The 17598-nt window shown below is 64.3% G+C and carries 16 protein-coding genes; 3 read left to right on the top strand and 13 right to left on the bottom strand.

The genetic code is table 11. From position 1 onward, the window contains the following. Window positions 1-88: 88 nt before the first annotated feature. Complete coding sequence (locus CPBF1521_RS00080) at window positions 89-1183, bottom strand: PA0069 family radical SAM protein (protein ID WP_115676439.1); 1095 nt, start codon at window positions 1181-1183, stop codon at window positions 89-91. 136 nt (window positions 1184-1319) lie between these two features. On the opposite strand from CPBF1521_RS00080, the gene cls reads away from it, so the two are divergent. The 3 genes from cls (at window position 1320) to CPBF1521_RS00065 (ending at window position 3902) form a co-directional block, all read left to right on the top strand. Next, window positions 1320-2780, top strand: a complete 1461-nt coding sequence (gene cls, locus CPBF1521_RS00075) for a cardiolipin synthase (RefSeq protein WP_115675509.1) — start codon at window positions 1320-1322, stop codon at window positions 2778-2780. A gap of 74 nt (window positions 2781-2854) precedes the next feature. Further along, complete coding sequence (locus CPBF1521_RS00070; RefSeq protein ID WP_115676438.1) at window positions 2855-3124, top strand: hypothetical protein; 270 nt, start codon at window positions 2855-2857, stop codon at window positions 3122-3124. Between the two features lie 10 nt (window positions 3125-3134). Then, window positions 3135-3902: a pyridoxine 5'-phosphate synthase gene (locus CPBF1521_RS00065; protein WP_115676437.1), complete on the top strand. Its 768-nt coding sequence runs from the start codon at window positions 3135-3137 to the stop codon at window positions 3900-3902. Window positions 3903-4030: 128 nt separating this feature from the next. Here the strand turns inward: CPBF1521_RS00065 and CPBF1521_RS00060 are convergent, their stop codons facing one another. From CPBF1521_RS00060 to dnaA, 12 genes are all read right to left on the bottom strand, one after another. After that, window positions 4031-4309 (bottom strand): ExbD/TolR family protein, encoded by a 279-nt coding sequence (locus CPBF1521_RS00060; protein WP_147295400.1) that lies wholly within the window; start codon window positions 4307-4309, stop codon window positions 4031-4033. A 156-nt stretch (window positions 4310-4465) separates the two neighbouring features. Next, window positions 4466-4876 (bottom strand): ExbD/TolR family protein, encoded by a 411-nt coding sequence (locus tag CPBF1521_RS00055; protein WP_011035269.1) that lies wholly within the window; start codon window positions 4874-4876, stop codon window positions 4466-4468. Between the two features lie 3 nt (window positions 4877-4879). Next, window positions 4880-5302 carry an ExbD/TolR family protein gene (locus CPBF1521_RS00050; protein WP_011035268.1) on the bottom strand — a complete coding sequence of 141 codons (423 nt, stop codon included), beginning with the start codon at window positions 5300-5302 and terminating at the stop codon, window positions 4880-4882. A 45-nt stretch (window positions 5303-5347) separates the two neighbouring features. After that, a complete protein-coding gene (gene exbB, locus CPBF1521_RS00045; RefSeq protein ID WP_005912445.1) occupies window positions 5348-6109 on the bottom strand; it encodes a TonB-system energizer ExbB in 762 nt (253 codons plus the stop codon). A gap of 85 nt (window positions 6110-6194) precedes the next feature. Next, window positions 6195-6866, bottom strand: a complete 672-nt coding sequence (locus tag CPBF1521_RS00040) for an energy transducer TonB (protein ID WP_115675508.1) — start codon at window positions 6864-6866, stop codon at window positions 6195-6197. A gap of 153 nt (window positions 6867-7019) precedes the next feature. Next, window positions 7020-8216, bottom strand: coding sequence for a heme biosynthesis protein HemY (locus CPBF1521_RS00035; protein WP_104586347.1), 1197 nt, complete (start codon window positions 8214-8216; stop codon window positions 7020-7022). Window positions 8217-8368: 152 nt separating this feature from the next. Next, window positions 8369-9175: a M48 family metallopeptidase gene (locus CPBF1521_RS00030; protein WP_104586348.1), complete on the bottom strand. Its 807-nt coding sequence runs from the start codon at window positions 9173-9175 to the stop codon at window positions 8369-8371. A 62-nt stretch (window positions 9176-9237) separates the two neighbouring features. Continuing rightward, complete coding sequence (locus CPBF1521_RS00025; protein WP_115675507.1) at window positions 9238-10074, bottom strand: CPBP family intramembrane glutamic endopeptidase; 837 nt, start codon at window positions 10072-10074, stop codon at window positions 9238-9240. Between the two features lie 67 nt (window positions 10075-10141). Beyond that, the gene (gene gyrB / locus CPBF1521_RS00020; RefSeq protein ID WP_115675506.1) at window positions 10142-12586 is read right to left on the bottom strand and encodes a DNA topoisomerase (ATP-hydrolyzing) subunit B; all 2445 of its coding nucleotides are present in this window, start codon (window positions 12584-12586) and stop codon (window positions 10142-10144) included. A gap of 114 nt (window positions 12587-12700) precedes the next feature. Beyond that, window positions 12701-13807 carry a DNA replication/repair protein RecF gene (recF, locus tag CPBF1521_RS00015; RefSeq protein WP_115675505.1) on the bottom strand — a complete coding sequence of 369 codons (1107 nt, stop codon included), beginning with the start codon at window positions 13805-13807 and terminating at the stop codon, window positions 12701-12703. Between the two features lie 1085 nt (window positions 13808-14892). Beyond that, window positions 14893-15993, bottom strand: a complete 1101-nt coding sequence (dnaN, locus tag CPBF1521_RS00010; RefSeq protein WP_104650390.1) for a DNA polymerase III subunit beta — start codon at window positions 15991-15993, stop codon at window positions 14893-14895. 276 nt (window positions 15994-16269) lie between these two features. Then, on the bottom strand, window positions 16270-17598 hold a 1329-nt coding region (dnaA, locus tag CPBF1521_RS00005; RefSeq protein ID WP_016901843.1), incomplete at its 5' end, for a chromosomal replication initiator protein DnaA.

Below are 17598 nucleotides of genomic sequence, written 5' to 3'. Positions count from 1 at the left end.
AGTAGGGAATCGCAACGGCAACAGCAATTCGCAATAGCGCGGCTCTTGCTGTTCCGATTCCCGATTCTCCATTCCCGACTTCCCGCCCCTAGAACAGACTGCCTTGCGGCGATTGCGGTACCGGCTTGGCCGGTGGAGCAGGGCGCCGGAACTTGCCGGTGTCCAACGCCGGCATGGCGCGGGCGTCGAAACCGCTGCGGCGGTGGGCCAGGGCGAAGCGGCGTGCCAGCAACTCCGCGTACACGCCTTGGCCGCGCATGCGTGCGCCGAAGGCGCTGTCGTAGTCCTTGCCGCCGCGCAGTTGCTGGATCGTGCTCATCACATGCGCTGCGCGTTGCGGGTGATGGGTCTGCAACCAGTCGCGGAACAGCGGCGCCACTTCGTGTGGCAGCCGCAGCAGCACGTAGCCGGCACTGTGCGCGCCGGCATCGGACGCGGCCTGCAGGATCGCCTCCAGCTCATGGTCGTTGATCCACGGGATCACCGGCGCGGCCATCACCCCGACCGGCACGCCGGCCTCGTGCAGTGCCCGCATCGCGCGCAGGCGGGCATGCGGTGCGGACGCACGCGGTTCCAGCCTGGCCGACAGATGCGGGTCCAGCGTGGTCACCGAAAAATGCACGTTGACCAGGCCCTCGCGTGCCAGCGGTGCGAGCAGATCCAGATCGCGCGTGACCAACGCATTCTTGGTGATCAGCGTGAACGGGTGCCGGGTCTCCCACAGCACCTCGATCAGGCGCCGCGTCAGTGCGCGTTTGCGCTCGATCGGCTGATACGCATCGGTGTTGATGCCCAGCGCGATCGGGCTGGGCACATAGCCGGGGCGCGACAGTTCGCGCCGCAGCAGCTCCGGTGCATTGGTCTTGGCGAACAGCTTGGTCTCGAAATCCAGCCCGGGCGACAGGTTGAGATACGCATGCGAGGGCCGCGCAAAGCAGTAACTGCAGCCATGCTCGCAGCCACGGTACGGATTGACCGATTGCGAGAAGCCGATGTCCGGCGATTGATTGCGGCTGATGATGCTGCGCGCGGTTTCCTCGGTGACCTGCGTACGTAACGCCGGCGCGGCGAACTCCTCGCTGTCGTCGGCGTACCAGCCATCGTCCACTGCCTGCTGGGTGGTGGTTTCGAAGCGTCCGGGGAGGTGGCCGGTCGCACCGCGGCCCTTGATCGCAGTTGCCATCGCGCCATCGTACGGCCGGCAGGTCTCAGGCAATGCGACCACGCGCAGCGCCACGATGAAGCTTTCAGGCCCGGCGCGGCGATCGTGTTGGTCGCCCGGTCATCGCAGCGGCGCGTGCGGCCCGTAGAATCCGCGCATGCTCGCATCCGTACAGGGCGCGTGGGATCGGCTGGCCACCGTTCCCCACCTCGAAGCGCTACTCCTGGCCGCCTATGTGCTGTACCTGCTGTGGATCGCCAGCTGGATCGTGCTGCAGAAGCGCGAGCCGGTGGCCACGCTCAGCTGGGTGCTGTCGCTGGCCGCGCTGCCGTACCTGGGCCTGCTGATCTACTACTGGCTCGGCCCGCAGAAGGTCAAACGCCAGCGGCTGCGGCGCGGCCGCTCGCGCTCGGGCATGGAGAGCTATAGCAGCGTCTGCCCGCCGGATGCAGACTGCACCGAGCTGGCCAAGATCGCCCAGTCCACCACCGGCCTGGCCCCCAGCAGCGCCACCGAGGTGCACTGGCTGGTGGATGGCGCGGCCACCTATGCGGCCATCATCGAGGCCATCCGCGGTGCGCGCGACCACATCCATCTGGAGTACTACATCTTCCAGCCCGACCACAGCGGCACCGCGATCTGCGATGCACTGATGGAGCGCGCACGCGCCGGCGTCAAGGTGCGCCTGCTGATGGATGCGGTGGGCTCGTCGGCGATGACCCGGCGCAGCCTGCGGACGCTGCGTGCGGCCGGCGTGGAGACCGCCTGGTTCCATCCGTCCCAGCTGCTCAAGCCGTTCAAGCGGCCGTGGCTGAACCTGCGTACCCACCGCAAGGTGGTCGTGATCGACGGCAGGATCGGCTTCACCGGCGGCATCAACGTCACCGACGAAGAGAACGAGCAGGTCCGCAGCGATGCCTATCGCGACCTGCACGTGCGCCTGCAGGGCCACGTGGTGCGCAGCCTGCAGCTGGTGTTCCTGGAAGACTGGCTCTACGCCACCGGGCAGGGTCGCGCCGCGTTCCACGGCCAGCAGCTCTGGCCCGAGGACGTGCCAAGCCGCGCGCAGGGCGATGTCGACGCGCAGGTGCTGATCTCCGGGCCGGATTCCTCGTGGGAGTCCATCCACCGGCTGATGGTCGCTGCGATTCACGAAGCCCGGCATCGGGTCTGGCTGGTCACGCCGTACTTCGTCCCCGGCGAGGCCGCGCGTATGGCGCTGACCTCGGCCGCATTGGGCGGGCTGGACGTGCGCCTGCTGGTGCCGCGCGTCAGCGACTCGCGTCTGGTCACCTACGCGGCGCGTTCGTATTTCGACGAGCTGCTCGAGGCCGGCGTGCGCATCTACGAATATGGCCCGCGCATGCTGCACACCAAGGCGCTGCTGGCCGACGACGACGTCTGCATCGTCGGCAGCGCCAATTTCGACAGCCGCAGCTTTCGCCTGAACTTCGAGCTGTCGATGCTGTTCCGCGACCAGGCGGTCGCGGCCGAACTGGCCGGCTTGATCGACGCCGACCTGCAGCACGCGCAGGAAGTGCGCTTTGTCCGCCATCGGCCGTTGTGGCGCTCCCGGCTGCCCGAAGCCTGCGCACGGCTGCTGTCCCCGCTGCTGTGACCCGCACCGCCGCGCCCACGTGGAACCGTGCCGGGCGCGGCGCTACACTGCCGCCACTGATCGGGGAGCTCGTCATGCACTGGCTGTTTCTGCTTATGGCGTTGGGTGCGCTGGTGCTGGCCTTCAGCACGCCGCACGTGTGGTTGCTGGTGGCTTCGCTGCTGGTGGCACTGCTGTTGCTGTTGCTGTGGACGCGCGGTTGGTTCGCCTCGCGCATGCGCGATGCCCAGCGCGACACCAGCAGCCTGATCGACCCGGCCGAGCTGCGCCGCCTGCGCGAGATTGCCGAAGCCCGCAAGGCCGCTGCACTCAACGCCACCCGTGATGGCGAGCCGCAGGCCTGAGACCGACGCAGTGACCACCCAGCTCAGCGTCAACGTCAACAAGATCGCGGTGTTGCGCAATTCCCGCGGCGGCCACGACCCGGATGTGGTGCAGGCCGCCCGCACCTGCATTGCCGCCGGCGCGCACGGTATCACCGTGCACCCGCGCCCGGACCAGCGGCATATCCGCGCCGATGATGTGCTGGCACTGAGCGCGCTGACGCGCGAGCACGGCGTCGAATTCAATATCGAAGGCAATCCGTTTGCGCCACCGCGCGACGGTTATCCGGGCCTGCTGGCGTTATGTCGTGCCACGCGGCCCGAGCAGGTCACCCTGGTACCGGATGGCGATGGACAGCTGACGTCCGACCACGGGTTCGATTTTGCGCAGGACACCACCCAACTCGCCGCGCTGATTGCCTCGTTCAAGGCAATCGGCGCGCGCGTCAGCCTGTTTGTCGATGCAGGCAATCCCGATATTGCGCAAGCGGCGGTACTGGGTGCAAACCGTATCGAGTTGTACACCGGCCCCTATGCGCAGGCGCATCTGAGCGGCCAGCCAAGTGCTGCATTCAAGCTGTTTTCCGACGCTGCACAACGCGCAGCCGCGGCAGGTCTTGGCGTCAATGCCGGTCATGATCTGTCGCAGGCCAATCTCGGTGACTTTCTCGGCGCCGTCCCGGGCGTGCTGGAAGTCTCGATCGGCCATGCATTGATCAGCGAGGCCTTGTATCAAGGCCTGGATGTGACGGTACGCGCCTATCTGGGGATACTGCGCGGCGCATCGATCGACGCTTGAGATAATCAAGCGGAGTATATAAATGTGCAGCGTCGTTGCCAGGCAGTGTATCGGAGCAGGTTTTCTGCTCCCGATGCGATGGTTATCGATGACTTTCATCTGGTTTACCAGTTGAGTTAATCGCGTATTTACTGCACAAAACCGATGCCATCCACCTGCGTATTCCTGGCCGCATCCAGCGCCTTGGCCATCACCGCGTATTTGCCATCCGCACTGGCGGCGATGCGCAGCTGCGGCTGATGGCCGCTTGCCTGGCGTATCTGTTCGATCAACCTGTGCTGGAATTCCTGCAGCGTGACCGGGCTGGCATTCCGGAACACCTGGCCGCTGGCGTCCACCCACAACGCGATCGGTGCAGGCGGTTCGGACCCGTGAAAGCGCTTGCCGGCTGCGCTATAGCAGAGCAACTGTGATTAACCGCGCACGGTGACGATGAAGATGAAGATGAAGATGAAGATGATCAACAACACGGCACTGTCGCCTGATCGAGCATAAAAAAACGCCACCGTTTCCGGTGGCGTTGCAGTCGCGTCATGACTGTTGTGTTGCGGTGTTGCGATGTCTTACTGCATGAAGCCGATTTTCTTCATCTGCGAGTTCTTCGCCGCAGCGAGCACCTTGGCCATCACCTCGTACTCCGCATCTTCATTGGCATCGATGCGCAGTTCCGGCTGATTGGTCGGATCGGCCTGCACCACTTCTTCCATCTTCTGCTGCAACTGCGCGACCGGGGTCGGGCTGTTGTTCCAGAACACCTGGTTGCTGGCGTCGATACGCAACTCGATCGGCGGCGGCGGTTCGGTCGTCTGCGGTGGCGGGTTGAGCACCCGTTGCGGCAGATCCACGGCGATCGGGTAGGTCATGATCGGCGCGGTCACGATGAAGATGATCAGCAGCACCAACATCACGTCCACCAGGGGCGTGACGTTGATGTCGGCCATTGGGCCACGGTTTCCACCGGTACTGAATGCCATGGCTTACTGCCCCTTCTCTTTGGTTGCGACGAAGCCGACGTCCAACATGCCCTGACCCTGCGCGATCTTGGTGATCTCGTTGATCGTACGCATCTTGGTCGTGCGGTCGCCACGCAAGTTGAGCGGCGGCTGCGGTGTCTGCTGTGCGGCGGTGGACAGGCGCGATTCCAGGGCTTCCTTGGAAATCGGCTCGTCGTTCCAGTACAGCGACCCGTCTTCCTTGACGGCCAGGGTGATCGGCGCGGCGCGTTTCTCCGCATCTTCCTTCTGGATCAGGTTGGCCTCTGGCAGCTCCACCTTGACCTTATGGGACATCAGCGGTGCCGTAATGATGAAGATGATCAGCAGCACCAACATCACGTCCACGAGGGGCGTCACGTTGATGTCGGCCATCGGGCCACCGCTGTTTCCACTACTGAAGGCCATAACGGGCTCCGTCTAAATCGTTGCGAAGTCGTTCTTTACTACGGATTAGCGAACGCGCGAACCAGTGGCGAAGAAGTCGTGCAGGTCGTGGGCAAAGGTGTCGAACTTGGCGATCACCGAGCTGTTGACCTTGGAGAAGAAGTTGAACGCGAACACGGCCGGGATGGCGACGAACAGACCGATCGCGGTCATGATCAGCGCTTCACCCACCGGGCCGGCAACGGCGTCGATGGAGGCCGAACCGGTTGCACCGATCTTGATCAGCGCGCCGTAGATGCCCCACACGGTACCGAGCAGACCGACGAACGGCGCGGTCGCACCGACGGTGGCCAGCAGGGTCATGCCGGACTGCAGCTTGGTGCTTTCGCGGGTCACGGCCTGACGCAGGGCGCGATCGACGAATTCCGAACGGCTCAGGCTCTCGCCCAGGCCACCGGTGCTGCCTTCGGCACGCTGGTGGTGAGCAGCAGCCTGCGCTGCATCCAGTGCGATCTTGGAGAACGGCTCGGAAGCCGGCTGCTCTTCCATGGCGCGGATGGCGTCCTGTGCATTCGGGGCATCCCAGAACGCGGTGGTGACGCGGTCGGCCGCGCTCTTCAGACGGGTGGCGCGGAAGATGTTGATGACGGTCCAGTACCAGGAGGCAGCGGACATGGCGATCAGGGTGATCAGGACGACCCAGGACACGGCGAAATCGCCGGGGCTGGAGGTCATTTCGGTGATCAAGTGCTCGAAGCCCATCTGCGACAGAGCGGCCGACGGATTGGAGCCCCCTGCAGCGGCGGCGATAAAGAATTCCTGCAGCATGACGCTTACCTTTGTTGTGTGTGGTGATGAAGGGTGGAGCGAAAGGAAGACAGGATCCTGGGCCGACCGTGGCCGGCCCGTGGGATCAGTTCAGAGCAAAGTTGACCGGGACGCGGACACGTCCGGCGGCTTTCTGCCCGTTGACAGTGGAGGCGTTGAACTTCCACTTGCGTGCTGCGTCCATCGCGGCACGGTCAAGGTCGCGGTTGCGGCTGGACTTTTCGACCGACACGTTGGTCACGTTGCCGCTGGCATCCACATCCACGATCAGGATGACCTCGCCTTGGACACCGGCCCGGAATGCAGCCGGCGGGTACTTCGGCGGGTTCATGTTCTTGGACGAGATATCGACACTGGCGCCGATGTCACTCGGTGGAGCCGGTGGAGCCGGCGGAGCCGGTGGCGTGACGATATCGCTGGGACGCGGTTCGGGAACATCGACGACCGGTGCTTCCGGCGGCGGCGGAACCGGTGACGGCTTCGGCGGCGACAGATTCTTGACCGGCGGTGGCGGCTTGTCTTCCGGCGGCGGCGGCGGCGGCGGCGGCGGGGGAGGAGGCGGTGCATCCACCAAGGTGACCATGGTGGTGCGCTCCTTCTCTGCCGGAGCCTTCGGCGCCACTGCAGGGATCAGCAACATCATCAGTGCAGTGAGGTGCAGGGCAATTACAAAAGCAATGCCGATAATGCGGGCCCAGCTCAGACCCTGGTTCCCGGCATCATGGTCATGCCTGTGGATAACGAGTTGTTCCGTCATGCGCCAATGGCTCTTTCAGTGGGGGCCCCGGATCACTGTGATGATCCCCAGGTTTTCGGACGGCTTTGACACCGCAGGAACCCCCAAGCTTATACCAATCCCGAGTCCTGTAACCACTAAAAACACAGGGATTTCGGGGGTTTATTTTCTTTTTTACTTCAGATTGATGATCTTCTTGGCGTCATCAGGTTTTTTGACACCCTTGGCGATTGCCTGCTGCGCGGCCTGCTTGGCCTCCGGGATGCGACCTTCCGAATGCAGCACCTTGGCCAGATTCAGATAGGTCTCGCCGTCCTTGGAAAGCGGTGCGGCCTTTTGCCAATTCTCGATCGCCTTGGGCACATCTTCGCTGTAGTAATACGACTGTGCCAGCGCAAGGTATGTCTGATAATCGGGTTTAAGGATGCCTTTTTGCATACCTTCATTGATGACCGCGATGACGTCCTTTTCCTTGTTCTCGGTGTTGGCGTAGATGGAATACAACTGCTTGTACTCCTTTTCTTCGGTCAACTGCCCGGCCGCGCGCAGCTTGTCCATCACTGCGGCAGCCTTGTCCATCTGGTCGGCCTGCATATACATGCTGGCCAGGTTGAGCTGGGCCTTCTTGTCGTTGGGCGTCTTGGCGGCGAGCGCTTCGGCAGCGGCCACCGCTTCACCGGTCTGGCCGGCTTCGGCATAGGCCGCCATCAGCAACTGGTTCCAGGTGTCCTTCGGCTCGGGCGAGGCGGCGATAGCCTGCTTCAGCACCGGAATGGCTTCCTTGTAGCGCTCGGCCTGGTACAGCGCCTGACCCTTGAGGATCAGATCTTCCGGGCGCTGCGACTTGCTTTCTTCCAGATACTTGTCCAGCGTTGCCAGGCCTTCGGCCTGCTGATCGTCCTGCATCTGCAACTGCGCCAGCATCAGCATCGACTGGAACTGGCCGTTGTTGTCCAGCGCATTGAGGCCGATGGCCTGCTGCAGATACGTCTTGGCAGCGGCGGTGTCGTCCATGTTGTACGCCGCCTGGGCGGCCAGCTGCGCCGCCAGCGCCTTGTCGGCTTCGTTGGCCGAGCCATTGGCGAGGATCTCATCGGCCTGGGTACGCACGGCCGGGAAGTCTTCGCCCTTGTTGAAGGTTTCGATCAGCTTCTGCAGCTTGCTGCCCAGCTTGGAGGAGGGCTTGATCGTCGGCGCGGCGCGGGTGGACTGCGGATACAACTCTTCGGCCTTGCCGCTGCCCTTGGACTTGCGGCTGGCGCGCTCGGACGAACGATCCGACTGCGCGACCGCATCGGCGACGACAGCCCCGCCCAGCGACGCGGCGATGAACAGGGACAACAGGGCTTGCTTGCGGTTGAGCAGTTTCATGTTTCACCTCGGACGAGCCGCCGTCGGGCGGTACGGAAAGCGGAATAAACGCTGTACGAAAAATCTGAGCCGGCAAAGTTAGCAGAAAGTCTCAGTTCCCGAAAACGGTTTCCATGCTGTGTTGCGACATTCGGTACGTAAGCGCTGCACGATCAGCCGCAGCGCGGCACGCGTCCGTCCTGTCGCGCTTGCTGGTAAACCGGTTCGAGTTGACCGACGTCTGCCTGCAATTCGCGGATGCGATTGGCCGGGTCGGGGTGGGTGGACAGCCACTGCGGCTGGCGGTTGCCGCTGGCGGCCATCATGTTCTGCCACAGCGTCACCGCCTGGGCAGGATCGAAGCCGGCCTGGGCCATCAGGCGCTGGCCGACCACGTCGGCCTCGCTCTCCTGGGTCCGTGAGCCCGGCAGCAGAAACACGGTCTGGGCGGTCATCCCGCCGACCTGGTTGACGGCACTGGCCGCACCGTCGCCATAGGCCGCACCGGCCAGCGCGCCGATGATGCCAAGGCCGGTCTGCGCACCAAGCTGACGGGTGATGCGTTCTTCATGATGGCGCGAGATCACGTGCCCGATCTCGTGCCCGAGCACGGCAGCCAGCTGATCCTGGGTCTTGGCCACGGTGAAGATGCCGGTGTTCACGCCGACCTTGCCACCGGGCAGGGCGAAGGCATTGGCTTCGTCATCGACAAACAACGCGGTTTCCCAACGGGTCTCGCGCCACTGCGGCGGCAGCTGCGCGACCAGCGCATTGACTACGCACTGCACGTAGGCGTTCTGCTTGCCGTCGGTGCTGACTTTTTCCTTGGCCTTGGTCTGCGCGAAGGACTCTGCGCCAAGCTTGTCGAGCTGGTCCTGGGTGACGCCTCCCACCACCTGTCGGCGGCCGGTCGGCGAGGTTGTGGTGGCACATGCCGTCAATGCAAAGACGGCGACAACGATCAACAGCCTGGCTTTCATTCAGTCCCCCTTGAACCCTGGGGGCATTTTGGCAGGCTCGTCTTAACTTTTCGTCAAACGGCTCAGCCGAGGCCAAAAAAGTACAGCGCCGCCAGGGCGGTGGCGTTGTTGACGCCATGCGCCACGATCGGTGCCCACAACGTGCCGGTGCGCCAATACAGCCATGCAAACGCCGCGCCCATGCTGCCGTAGACCAGCCACAATTGCGCGATGGCGGCCGGGCCGTTGCCGCTGACGCCGGGCACTTCGTGTACCAGCGCAAAGATCGCGCTGCTCAGCACGATGCCCAGCCAGGGCCGGCCGGCGGCGAGCAGGCGGCCGAACAGCACGCGTCGGAACAGCAGTTCTTCGTACGCCGGGGCGATGGCCACGGCAAACACCACCAGCGCCAGCGGCCATTGCTTGATGGCTTCTTCCATCAACGGCAGGTTGGTCGGCACCGGCTTGATGCCCAGCGCGGACGCCGCGACGCTGACCAGATTGCTGAGCAGGAACACGCCAACCGCGATCAACGCGGTCCAGCCCCAGGTCGAGGCACGCCTGATGGCGGCCCGCGAAGCCCTGCGTTCGTCTGCGGTCGCGCGGCGGCGCCAGTAGTACAGCAGCAGGGCCGGCGAGGCCGTGCTGACCAGCGCGGTGAGCAGTTGCACCAGCACGCCGGGTTGGCCGATCGTGGCCATGATCTGGGTCGGGGAGGGCGTCAGGCCCTGCGCCTTGGCGGCCTGCACGGCGCTGACGCCGCGGAACACGCCCCAGAGCGCGAAACCGGCCACGCTCAGCAACAACAGCAGGCCGGTGGCGATCAGTACATCGATGCCGAAGCCGAGCAAGGGCGGAAGCAGCGGGGCATTGCCGGCAGCCGGCGTCGCTGCCGGCCTCGGTGGAGGATCTGTGCGCATCGTCGTCCTGAAAAAACCGCAGACGCCGGCGCATCACCTGCGCGATGTGCCGGCGGGCGACGGTGGCTCAGATGTCCAGGTTGGACACCTTCAGCGCGTTGTCCTCGATGAAGTCGCGGCGTGGCTCGACCACATCGCCCATCAAGGTGCTGAAGATCTGATCGGCGGCCACGGCGTCTTCGATACGCACCTGCAACAGGCGACGCGTATCCGGGTTGACCGTGGTCTCCCACAGCTGCTCGGCGTTCATTTCGCCCAGGCCCTTGAAGCGCTGCACCTGGCGGCCCCGCTTGGCCTCTTCCAGCAGCCAGGCATGCGCCTGGGCAAAGCTGGTGATGGGGTGGGTCTTGTTGCCGCGCACGATCTGCGCGCCTTCGCGGACCAGGTCGTGCAGGGCCAGCGAGACCTCGCGCAGCGGACGCAGCTCGCCACTTTCGAACGCGCCCATCGGCAGCACCTGGGTGAATTCCTCGCCCATGTGCCTGCGCACCGCCACCAGCGACGCCGAGGCGCTGTCGGTGGCCGGGTCGAAACGCAGCTGGTAGCGCGCCGTGCCCAGGGTGCCGCGGTTGAGCACCGCCTGCAGCGCATCCAGGGTGGGATGCGCCTCGCCTTCGGCCTGCAGCTGGTCCACGTCCAGCGGCGGCAGGTCGATCAGCGCGGTAAGCAGCGCCGGGTCGTAGCGGTGCGCATTGCGCGCGATCGCCTCGTTGGCGCTGGTGAACAGCATCAACAGCTTTTCCAGCGCTTCGCCGGTGATCGGCGGCTCGTCGGTGGCGGGGATCAGCGCCGCGCCTTCGACCGCATTGCTGGCCAGATAGGCATTGAGCGCCGCATCGTCCTTGAGATACAGCTCGCTCTTGCCCTGCTTGAGCTTGTACAGCGGCGGCAGGCCGATGTAGATGTAGCCGCGCTCGATCAGCTCCGGCATCTGCCGGTAGAAGAACGTCAGCAACAGGGTGCGGATGTGCGAGCCGTCGACGTCGGCGTCGGTCATCAGGATGATGCGGTGGTAGCGCAGCTTGTCCGGGTTGTACTCGTCGCGGCCGATGCCGGTGCCCAGCGCAGTGATCAGCGTACCGACCTGGTCGGACGCCAGCATGCGGTCGAAACGCGCACGCTCGACGTTGAGGATCTTGCCGCGCAGCGGCAGCACCGCCTGGTTCTTGCGGTTGCGGCCCTGCTTGGCCGAGCCACCTGCCGAGTCACCCTCGACGATGAACAGTTCGGACAGCGCGGGGTCCTTTTCCTGGCAGTCGGCCAGCTTGCCGGGCAGGCCGGCGATGTCCAGCGCGCCCTTGCGGCGGGNCAGGTCGCGCGCCTTGCGGGCAGCTTCGCGCGCACGGGCGGCATCGACGATCTTGCCGGTGATGGCCTTGGCTTCGTTCGGATTCTCCTGCAGGAACTCCTGCAGGCGCGCACCGAAGGCGTTTTCCACCGCCGGACGCACATCCGAGCTGACCAGCTTTTCCTTGGTCTGCGAGGAGAAGCTGGGGTCGGGCACCTTGACCGAGAGCACCGCGATCATGCCTTCGCGCATGTCATCGCCGGTCAGCGCGACCTTGGCCTGCTTGGCGATGCCGTTCTGCTCGATGTAGTTGCTGAGCACCCGCGTCAGCGCGGCACGGAAGCCGGCCAGGTGGGTACCGCCATCCTTCTGCGGGATGTTGTTGGTGAAGCAGTACATGGTTTCCTGGTAGGCGTCGGTCCATTGCAGGGCCACGTCCACCACGATGCCGTTGTGCTCGCCGGTCACCGAGATCACATTCGGGTGCAGCGGTGACTTGAGCTGGGCCAGATGCTCGACGAAGCTGCGGATGCCGCCTTCGTAGTGAAAGTCGTCGCGACGGCCTTCGCCACGCTCGTCTATCAGCGCGATCTTGACGCCGGAATTGAGGAACGACAGCTCACGCAGGCGGCGCGCCAGGATGTCGTAATGGAACTCGACATCGCTAAAGATCGCCACCGCCGGCTTGAAACGCAGTGTGGTGCCGCGCTTGGTCGAGGCTTCCAGCTGTTTGAGCGGGTACTGCGGCTCGCCCAGCGCGTATTCCTGCTGGTAGTGGAAGCCGTCGCGCCAGATGTCCAGCCACAGGTGCTCGGACAGCGCATTGACCACCGACACGCCCACGCCGTGCAGGCCGCCGGATACCTTGTAGCTGTTGTCGTCGAACTTGCCGCCGGCATGCAGCACGGTGAGGATCACCTCCGCCGCCGAGACGCCTTCTTCCTTGTGGATGTCGACCGGCACGCCACGGCCGTTGTCGGACACCGCAACCGAGCCATCGACCAGGATCCTGACCACGATGTCGTCGGCATGGCCGGCCAGGGCTTCGTCGACCGAGTTGTCGACCACCTCGAACACCATGTGATGCAGGCCGGTGCCGTCATGGACATCGCCGATGTACATGCCAGGGCGCTTGCGGACGGCTTCCAGGCCACGCAGCACGGTGATCTTGCTGGAGTCGTAGGTGCCGTTGGGAGTAGGCGAGGTGTTTTGTTCGTCGGTCATGCGTGTGCCGTTAGCTCCACAACACGGGCGCAGGCGGCAGGAGCCGCATCGCACCGTGGGAAAAGGGGGATAGCCCGGAAATTATACCAGTCGGCCCACCTGCGCCGCGGATGGCTAGGACACGGGCCTCAACACGGCGACATTGCCATGTTCCACGTGGAACTGGTGCAGCAGCTTTCCGGAGTCGAGCAGGCCGGGCGGCACTTCGGTGGCGGTGATCAGCACCTGGGCCGGTGCGGAGGCCAAGCGGTGCAGCACGCGCGCCTGGTGGTGGCGATCCAGCTCCGAACCCAGGTCGTCCAATGCAATCACCGGCCATTCGCCACGCTCATGGGCGAAGTCTTCCGCCTGCGCCAGCAGGCAGGCGAGGGCGGTGAGCTTTGCCTGGCCACGCGAGAGCGCATCCTTGCCTGGGAGCGCGTCGAAGACAGGTGCCCAATCGGCGCGGTGCGGCCCCTGCGAGGTGTAGCCGTTCTGACGGTCACGCTCGCGTGCCAGGAGCAGCGCATCGGCAAGCGAGACCTCATGACGTTTCCAGCCCGGCACGAATGTCAGCGCGGACAATCCCAGCGACGGGGCGATGGCAGCGGCGACCGGAATCAACCGTTCCTGCAGGCGCTCCAGGTAGCGAAGGCGACGCGATGTCAGCGTTTCGCCGGATTCGGCAAGTTCATGATCCCAGGCGTCGAGCATCCGCGGCTGTGCGCCCTGCTTGAGCAAGGCATTGCGCTGCTTGAGCGCCCGCGCATAGCGCCGCCATAGCGCCAGGAAGTCAGGTTCCACGTGGAACAGGCCCCAATCCAGGAACCGCCGCCGCGGTTCACCGCCACCACTGATCAACACATGGCTCCCGGGCTCGAAGGTCACCACAGCCAGTGCGGCACACAGGGCACCGAGCTGTGCGACATCCTCGCCGTCCAGCCGGCCGGTCCATTCCTGCCCGCTATGGCGCAGACCTGCCCGACGCGTGCGTTCGCCCGTCTCGGCCGTGCCCTCGTGCCACTCCACGAAGACTTCCAGATCGCTGGCGCCTTGCTGGATCAGTCCATCGCGCACGCGGCCACGAAAGCTGCGGCCGTAGGCCATCAGGTGCAGTGCTTCCAGCACGCTGGTCTTGCCTGCACCGTTATCGCCGGTCAGCAGGTTCAAGGAACGGGCGGGGTGAAGGTCGACGGTCGCGAAACGACGAAGTCGATGGATGGACAACCGCACTACGTGCATCGATCGGTGTGCTCTGCGCTGTGATCCGGCATCCCGGTCGGAGCGGAGGATACGTGATCGATGCGGATCCTGCGCGTGGCCACGTGAAGCGACCCACGGACAAGCAGGGGACAAGCTGTGGATAAAAAACAGGCCTGAGGAGCGCCGCATGCTTATCCACAGGTTGCTGACCCTTCCACAGGGGTCTAGACACAGGGTTTCGAGGCAACAAAATCCTTTCAAAACATGGAGATAGGGTGGTTTCTGGCGAAATCTGGCCCTACCATCACCACCAAGCTCTTAAATTATTTATAGATTTAAAAGCAAAGCTCGATGTGCATAAGTCAAAAACGGGCCAAGGAAACACATCGACCAGGCGCTGCCGAGCAGTTGAGTATGGCGCAGCAAATCTTGGACTCAGATGAAGTCGTTCAGGCCAACCGGGCTTCGCACGATGTCGATTGGGGCACCGAAGAAGCGCCCCCGACTGAAAGGCCAATCTCACCACCAAGTGCGACGCGCGGTATCGCCAATCCTCGAAGGGCAACGACCTGGGTCAGGTCAACTCTGGGGGATCCCACCGACAGCATGCCTGGGGACCAGCTTGCTCTGGGAGCGGCGGATGGTCCAACCCAGGCACCTAGCGTTCACAGCAATGCGGTAACGAGACAGCTCGCTGCCTGTCGCAAGGATGTGGTGCAGCACTGCACGCGATCGTCCCAACGTCCACGTCGATGACAGCGGCAGAACAGCTGCACGATCGTGGCCTGCGAATGCCTGGCGCGCTCTAGCGGTCGTGGCTTCACGGAGGCGAGCCGACTCGCGCGTCCCCTTCGACCCTGATCGCCGGAAGCGGCGTGTCCATCGAGCCTCGCCTGTCCAACTGCCTGACGATCTGCTCCGGCGACGTCGTGCGGCTACTCAGGACGCCATAGCAGGCGCTTCAGGGCAACGCGCCGAGGCAGCGAGGCAGGCAATGCCGCTCCTGCGCGGCCGCGACTGCCAGCGCTTCAAAAGCTTGATGCAGCAAGGGAGTGGCCCTTTCGCTGCACAAACAAAAAGCCCGGCAATCGCCGGGCGTCTCGTGTTCCACGTGGAACGCGACGTCAGAGACGCAGCGGCATCACCACATGGCGGGACTTCTCGCTGCTGGCCTCGCGCACCAGTGCCGACGAATTTGCATCGCGCAGCTGGATAACCACGTGCTCATCGCGCAATGCCGACAGCGCATCCAGCAAGTAGTTCACGTTGAAGCCGATGGCCAGATCGTCGACCTTGGTGTCGGCCTCGATTTCTTCCTGCGCTTCTTCCTGCTCGGGGTTGTGTGCGCTGATCTTCAGCTGCCCCGGCGACACTTCCACCCTCACGCCACGGTACTTCTCATTCGACAGGATCGCCGCTCGCTGCAGCGATGCACGCAGCGCTTCACGGTCCACCTTGACCTCGCGATCGGCGCCGATCGGGATCACCGCCTCGTAATCCGGGAAGCGGCCGTCGATCAGCTTGGAGGTGAAGGTCACATCGCCACGCTTGACGCGGATATGGCTGCGACCCACTTCCAGTTCCACGTCGCGATCTGCCGCTTCCAGCAGGCGCAGCAGTTCCGTCACGCCCTTGCGCGGCACGATGATCTGCCGCTTGGCGCCGCCGGACTTCTCCAGTTCGGTCTCGCACAGCGCCAGGCGGTGGCCGTCGGTCGCAACGCAACGTAGCAGGCCCTCGCGCAGGTCGAACAGCAAGCCGTTGAGGTAGTAGCGCACGTCCTGCTGGGCCATGGCGAACGCGGTGCGCTCGATCAGCTCCTTCAACGCCGCTTCCGGCACTGCCACGCGCTCGGTCGCTTCGACTTCGTCCACCGACGGGAAATCGTTGGCGGGCAGTGTGGCCAGGGTGAAGCGGCTACGCCCGGCCTGCACCGTGACCTTGTCGCCGGTCTGCGAAATGGTGACGCGGCTGCCGTCGGGCAGGGCGCGCAGGATGTCGAACAACTTGCGGGCCGGAATCGTGGTTTCGCCGTCCTGCGCGTCTTCCACCATCGTGCGCGAGATCATTTCAACCTCCAGGTCGGTACCGGTCAACGACACCTGTCCGTCCTTGACCTGCACCAGCAGATTGGCCAGAACCGGCAGGGTTTGACGGCGTTCGACCACATTGACCACCTGGGCCAACGGTTTGAGGAAGGCTTCGCGCTGCAGTGTAAAACGCATGTGGTTCCGTGCCCCTATGCTTTAAAAGATATGGAATAAATCAAAAGCTTGGTGGTGATGGTAGGGCCGCTTTCAGCGGATAACCACCGTAACTCTTTGTTTCCAAAGGAATTTTCACGCCTGAAAGTCGTTGGACTAGTGCCCCTGGTCTAGCGGTAAAACCTGTGGATAGTTTTCCGCCCGACCTGCGAGGCAACGTTATCCACAGATTCTCCCGCATTTGACCCCAACGTTTCCACGCTTTTCTCCACGCGGGCCGTCAGGGCCGTCCCCGGCCTACTCGCTGAGCTTGCGAATCAGCTTTTCCCAGTCCTCGCGCAGCTTGCCGTCGGCCTCCATCAGCGTGCGGATCTGCCGGCAGGCATGCAGCACGGTGGTGTGGTCGCGGCCGGCGAAGGCGTCGCCGATCTCCGGCAGGCTGTGTTCGGTCAGTTCCTTGGCCAGCGCCATCGCGACCTGGCGCGGACGCGCCAGCGAGCGGGTGCGTCGCTTGGAGAGCAGATCCTTCATCTGCAGGCCGTAGTAGTCCGCCACGGTCTTCTGGATGTTGGGGATGCCGATCGCCTGCTGCTGGGCACGCAACAGGTCGCGCAGCGTCTCCTGGGCAAATTCCACCGTGATCGAGCGGCCGGTGAAATTGGCGCGTGCCACCAGGGTGTTGAGCGCGCCTTCCAGGTCGCGCACGTTGGAGCGCATCTTCTTGGCGATCAAAAACGCCACATCGTCCGGAATCTCGGCGCCGCGCTCACGCGCCTTGGCCAGCACGATCGCCGCACGGGTCTCGAAATCGGGCGGGTCGATCGCCACCGACAGGCCCCAGGCCAGGCGCGACTTCAGTCGCGGCTCCAGGCCTTCGACCTCACGCGGATAGCGGTCGCAGGTCAGGATGATCTGCTGGCGGCCATCGAACAGCGCGTTGAAGGTGTGGAAGAACTCCTCCTGCGTGCGGTCCTTGCCGGCGAAGAACTGGATGTCGTCGATCAGCAGCGCATCGATCTGCTGGAACTGGCGCTTGAACTGGTCCATCGCCTTGTCCTGCAGCGCCCGGATCATCGCGCTGAAGAACTGTTCCGAGCGCAGATACATCACCTTGGCGGCCGGATTGGCCTGGCGCAGCGCGTTGCCGGCGGCAAACATCAGGTGGGTCTTGCCCAGGCCAGTGCTGCCGTACAGCAGCAGCGGGTTGTGGGCGCGGTCACCCGGCTTCTGCGCGGCCTGGATCGCGGCCGCCAGACCGAGCTGGTTGCTGCGGCCCTCGACGAAGTTGGCGAAGGTGTAGTGCGAATCCAGATTGCCGGCAAACGGCACGATCGGCGCGGCAACCGGGGCGCTGGGCGCGGCCATCGGTGCCGGCTGCGGCTCCGGCGCGCGTGGGCGCGAGCCGACCGCCAGCGCCACTTCGCCGTTGCCGACGAAATACGCAACCAGTTCGCGGATGCGCGGCAGGTAACGTTCGCGGACCTGGTCGACGATGAAGGCGTTGGGCGCATACAGCACGATGCTGTCGCCGCGGTCTTCGGCTTGCAGGGGTTTCAACCAGGTATGGACGTCTTCGGGCGGGAATTCGGCTTCGAGACGTTCCAGACAGCGGGGCCAAGCATCCAT

Source organism: Xanthomonas euroxanthea, assembly GCF_900476395.1.
GTDB lineage: Bacteria > Pseudomonadota > Gammaproteobacteria > Xanthomonadales > Xanthomonadaceae > Xanthomonas > Xanthomonas euroxanthea.
This window is presented reverse-complemented; position numbering and strand designations above follow the sequence as displayed.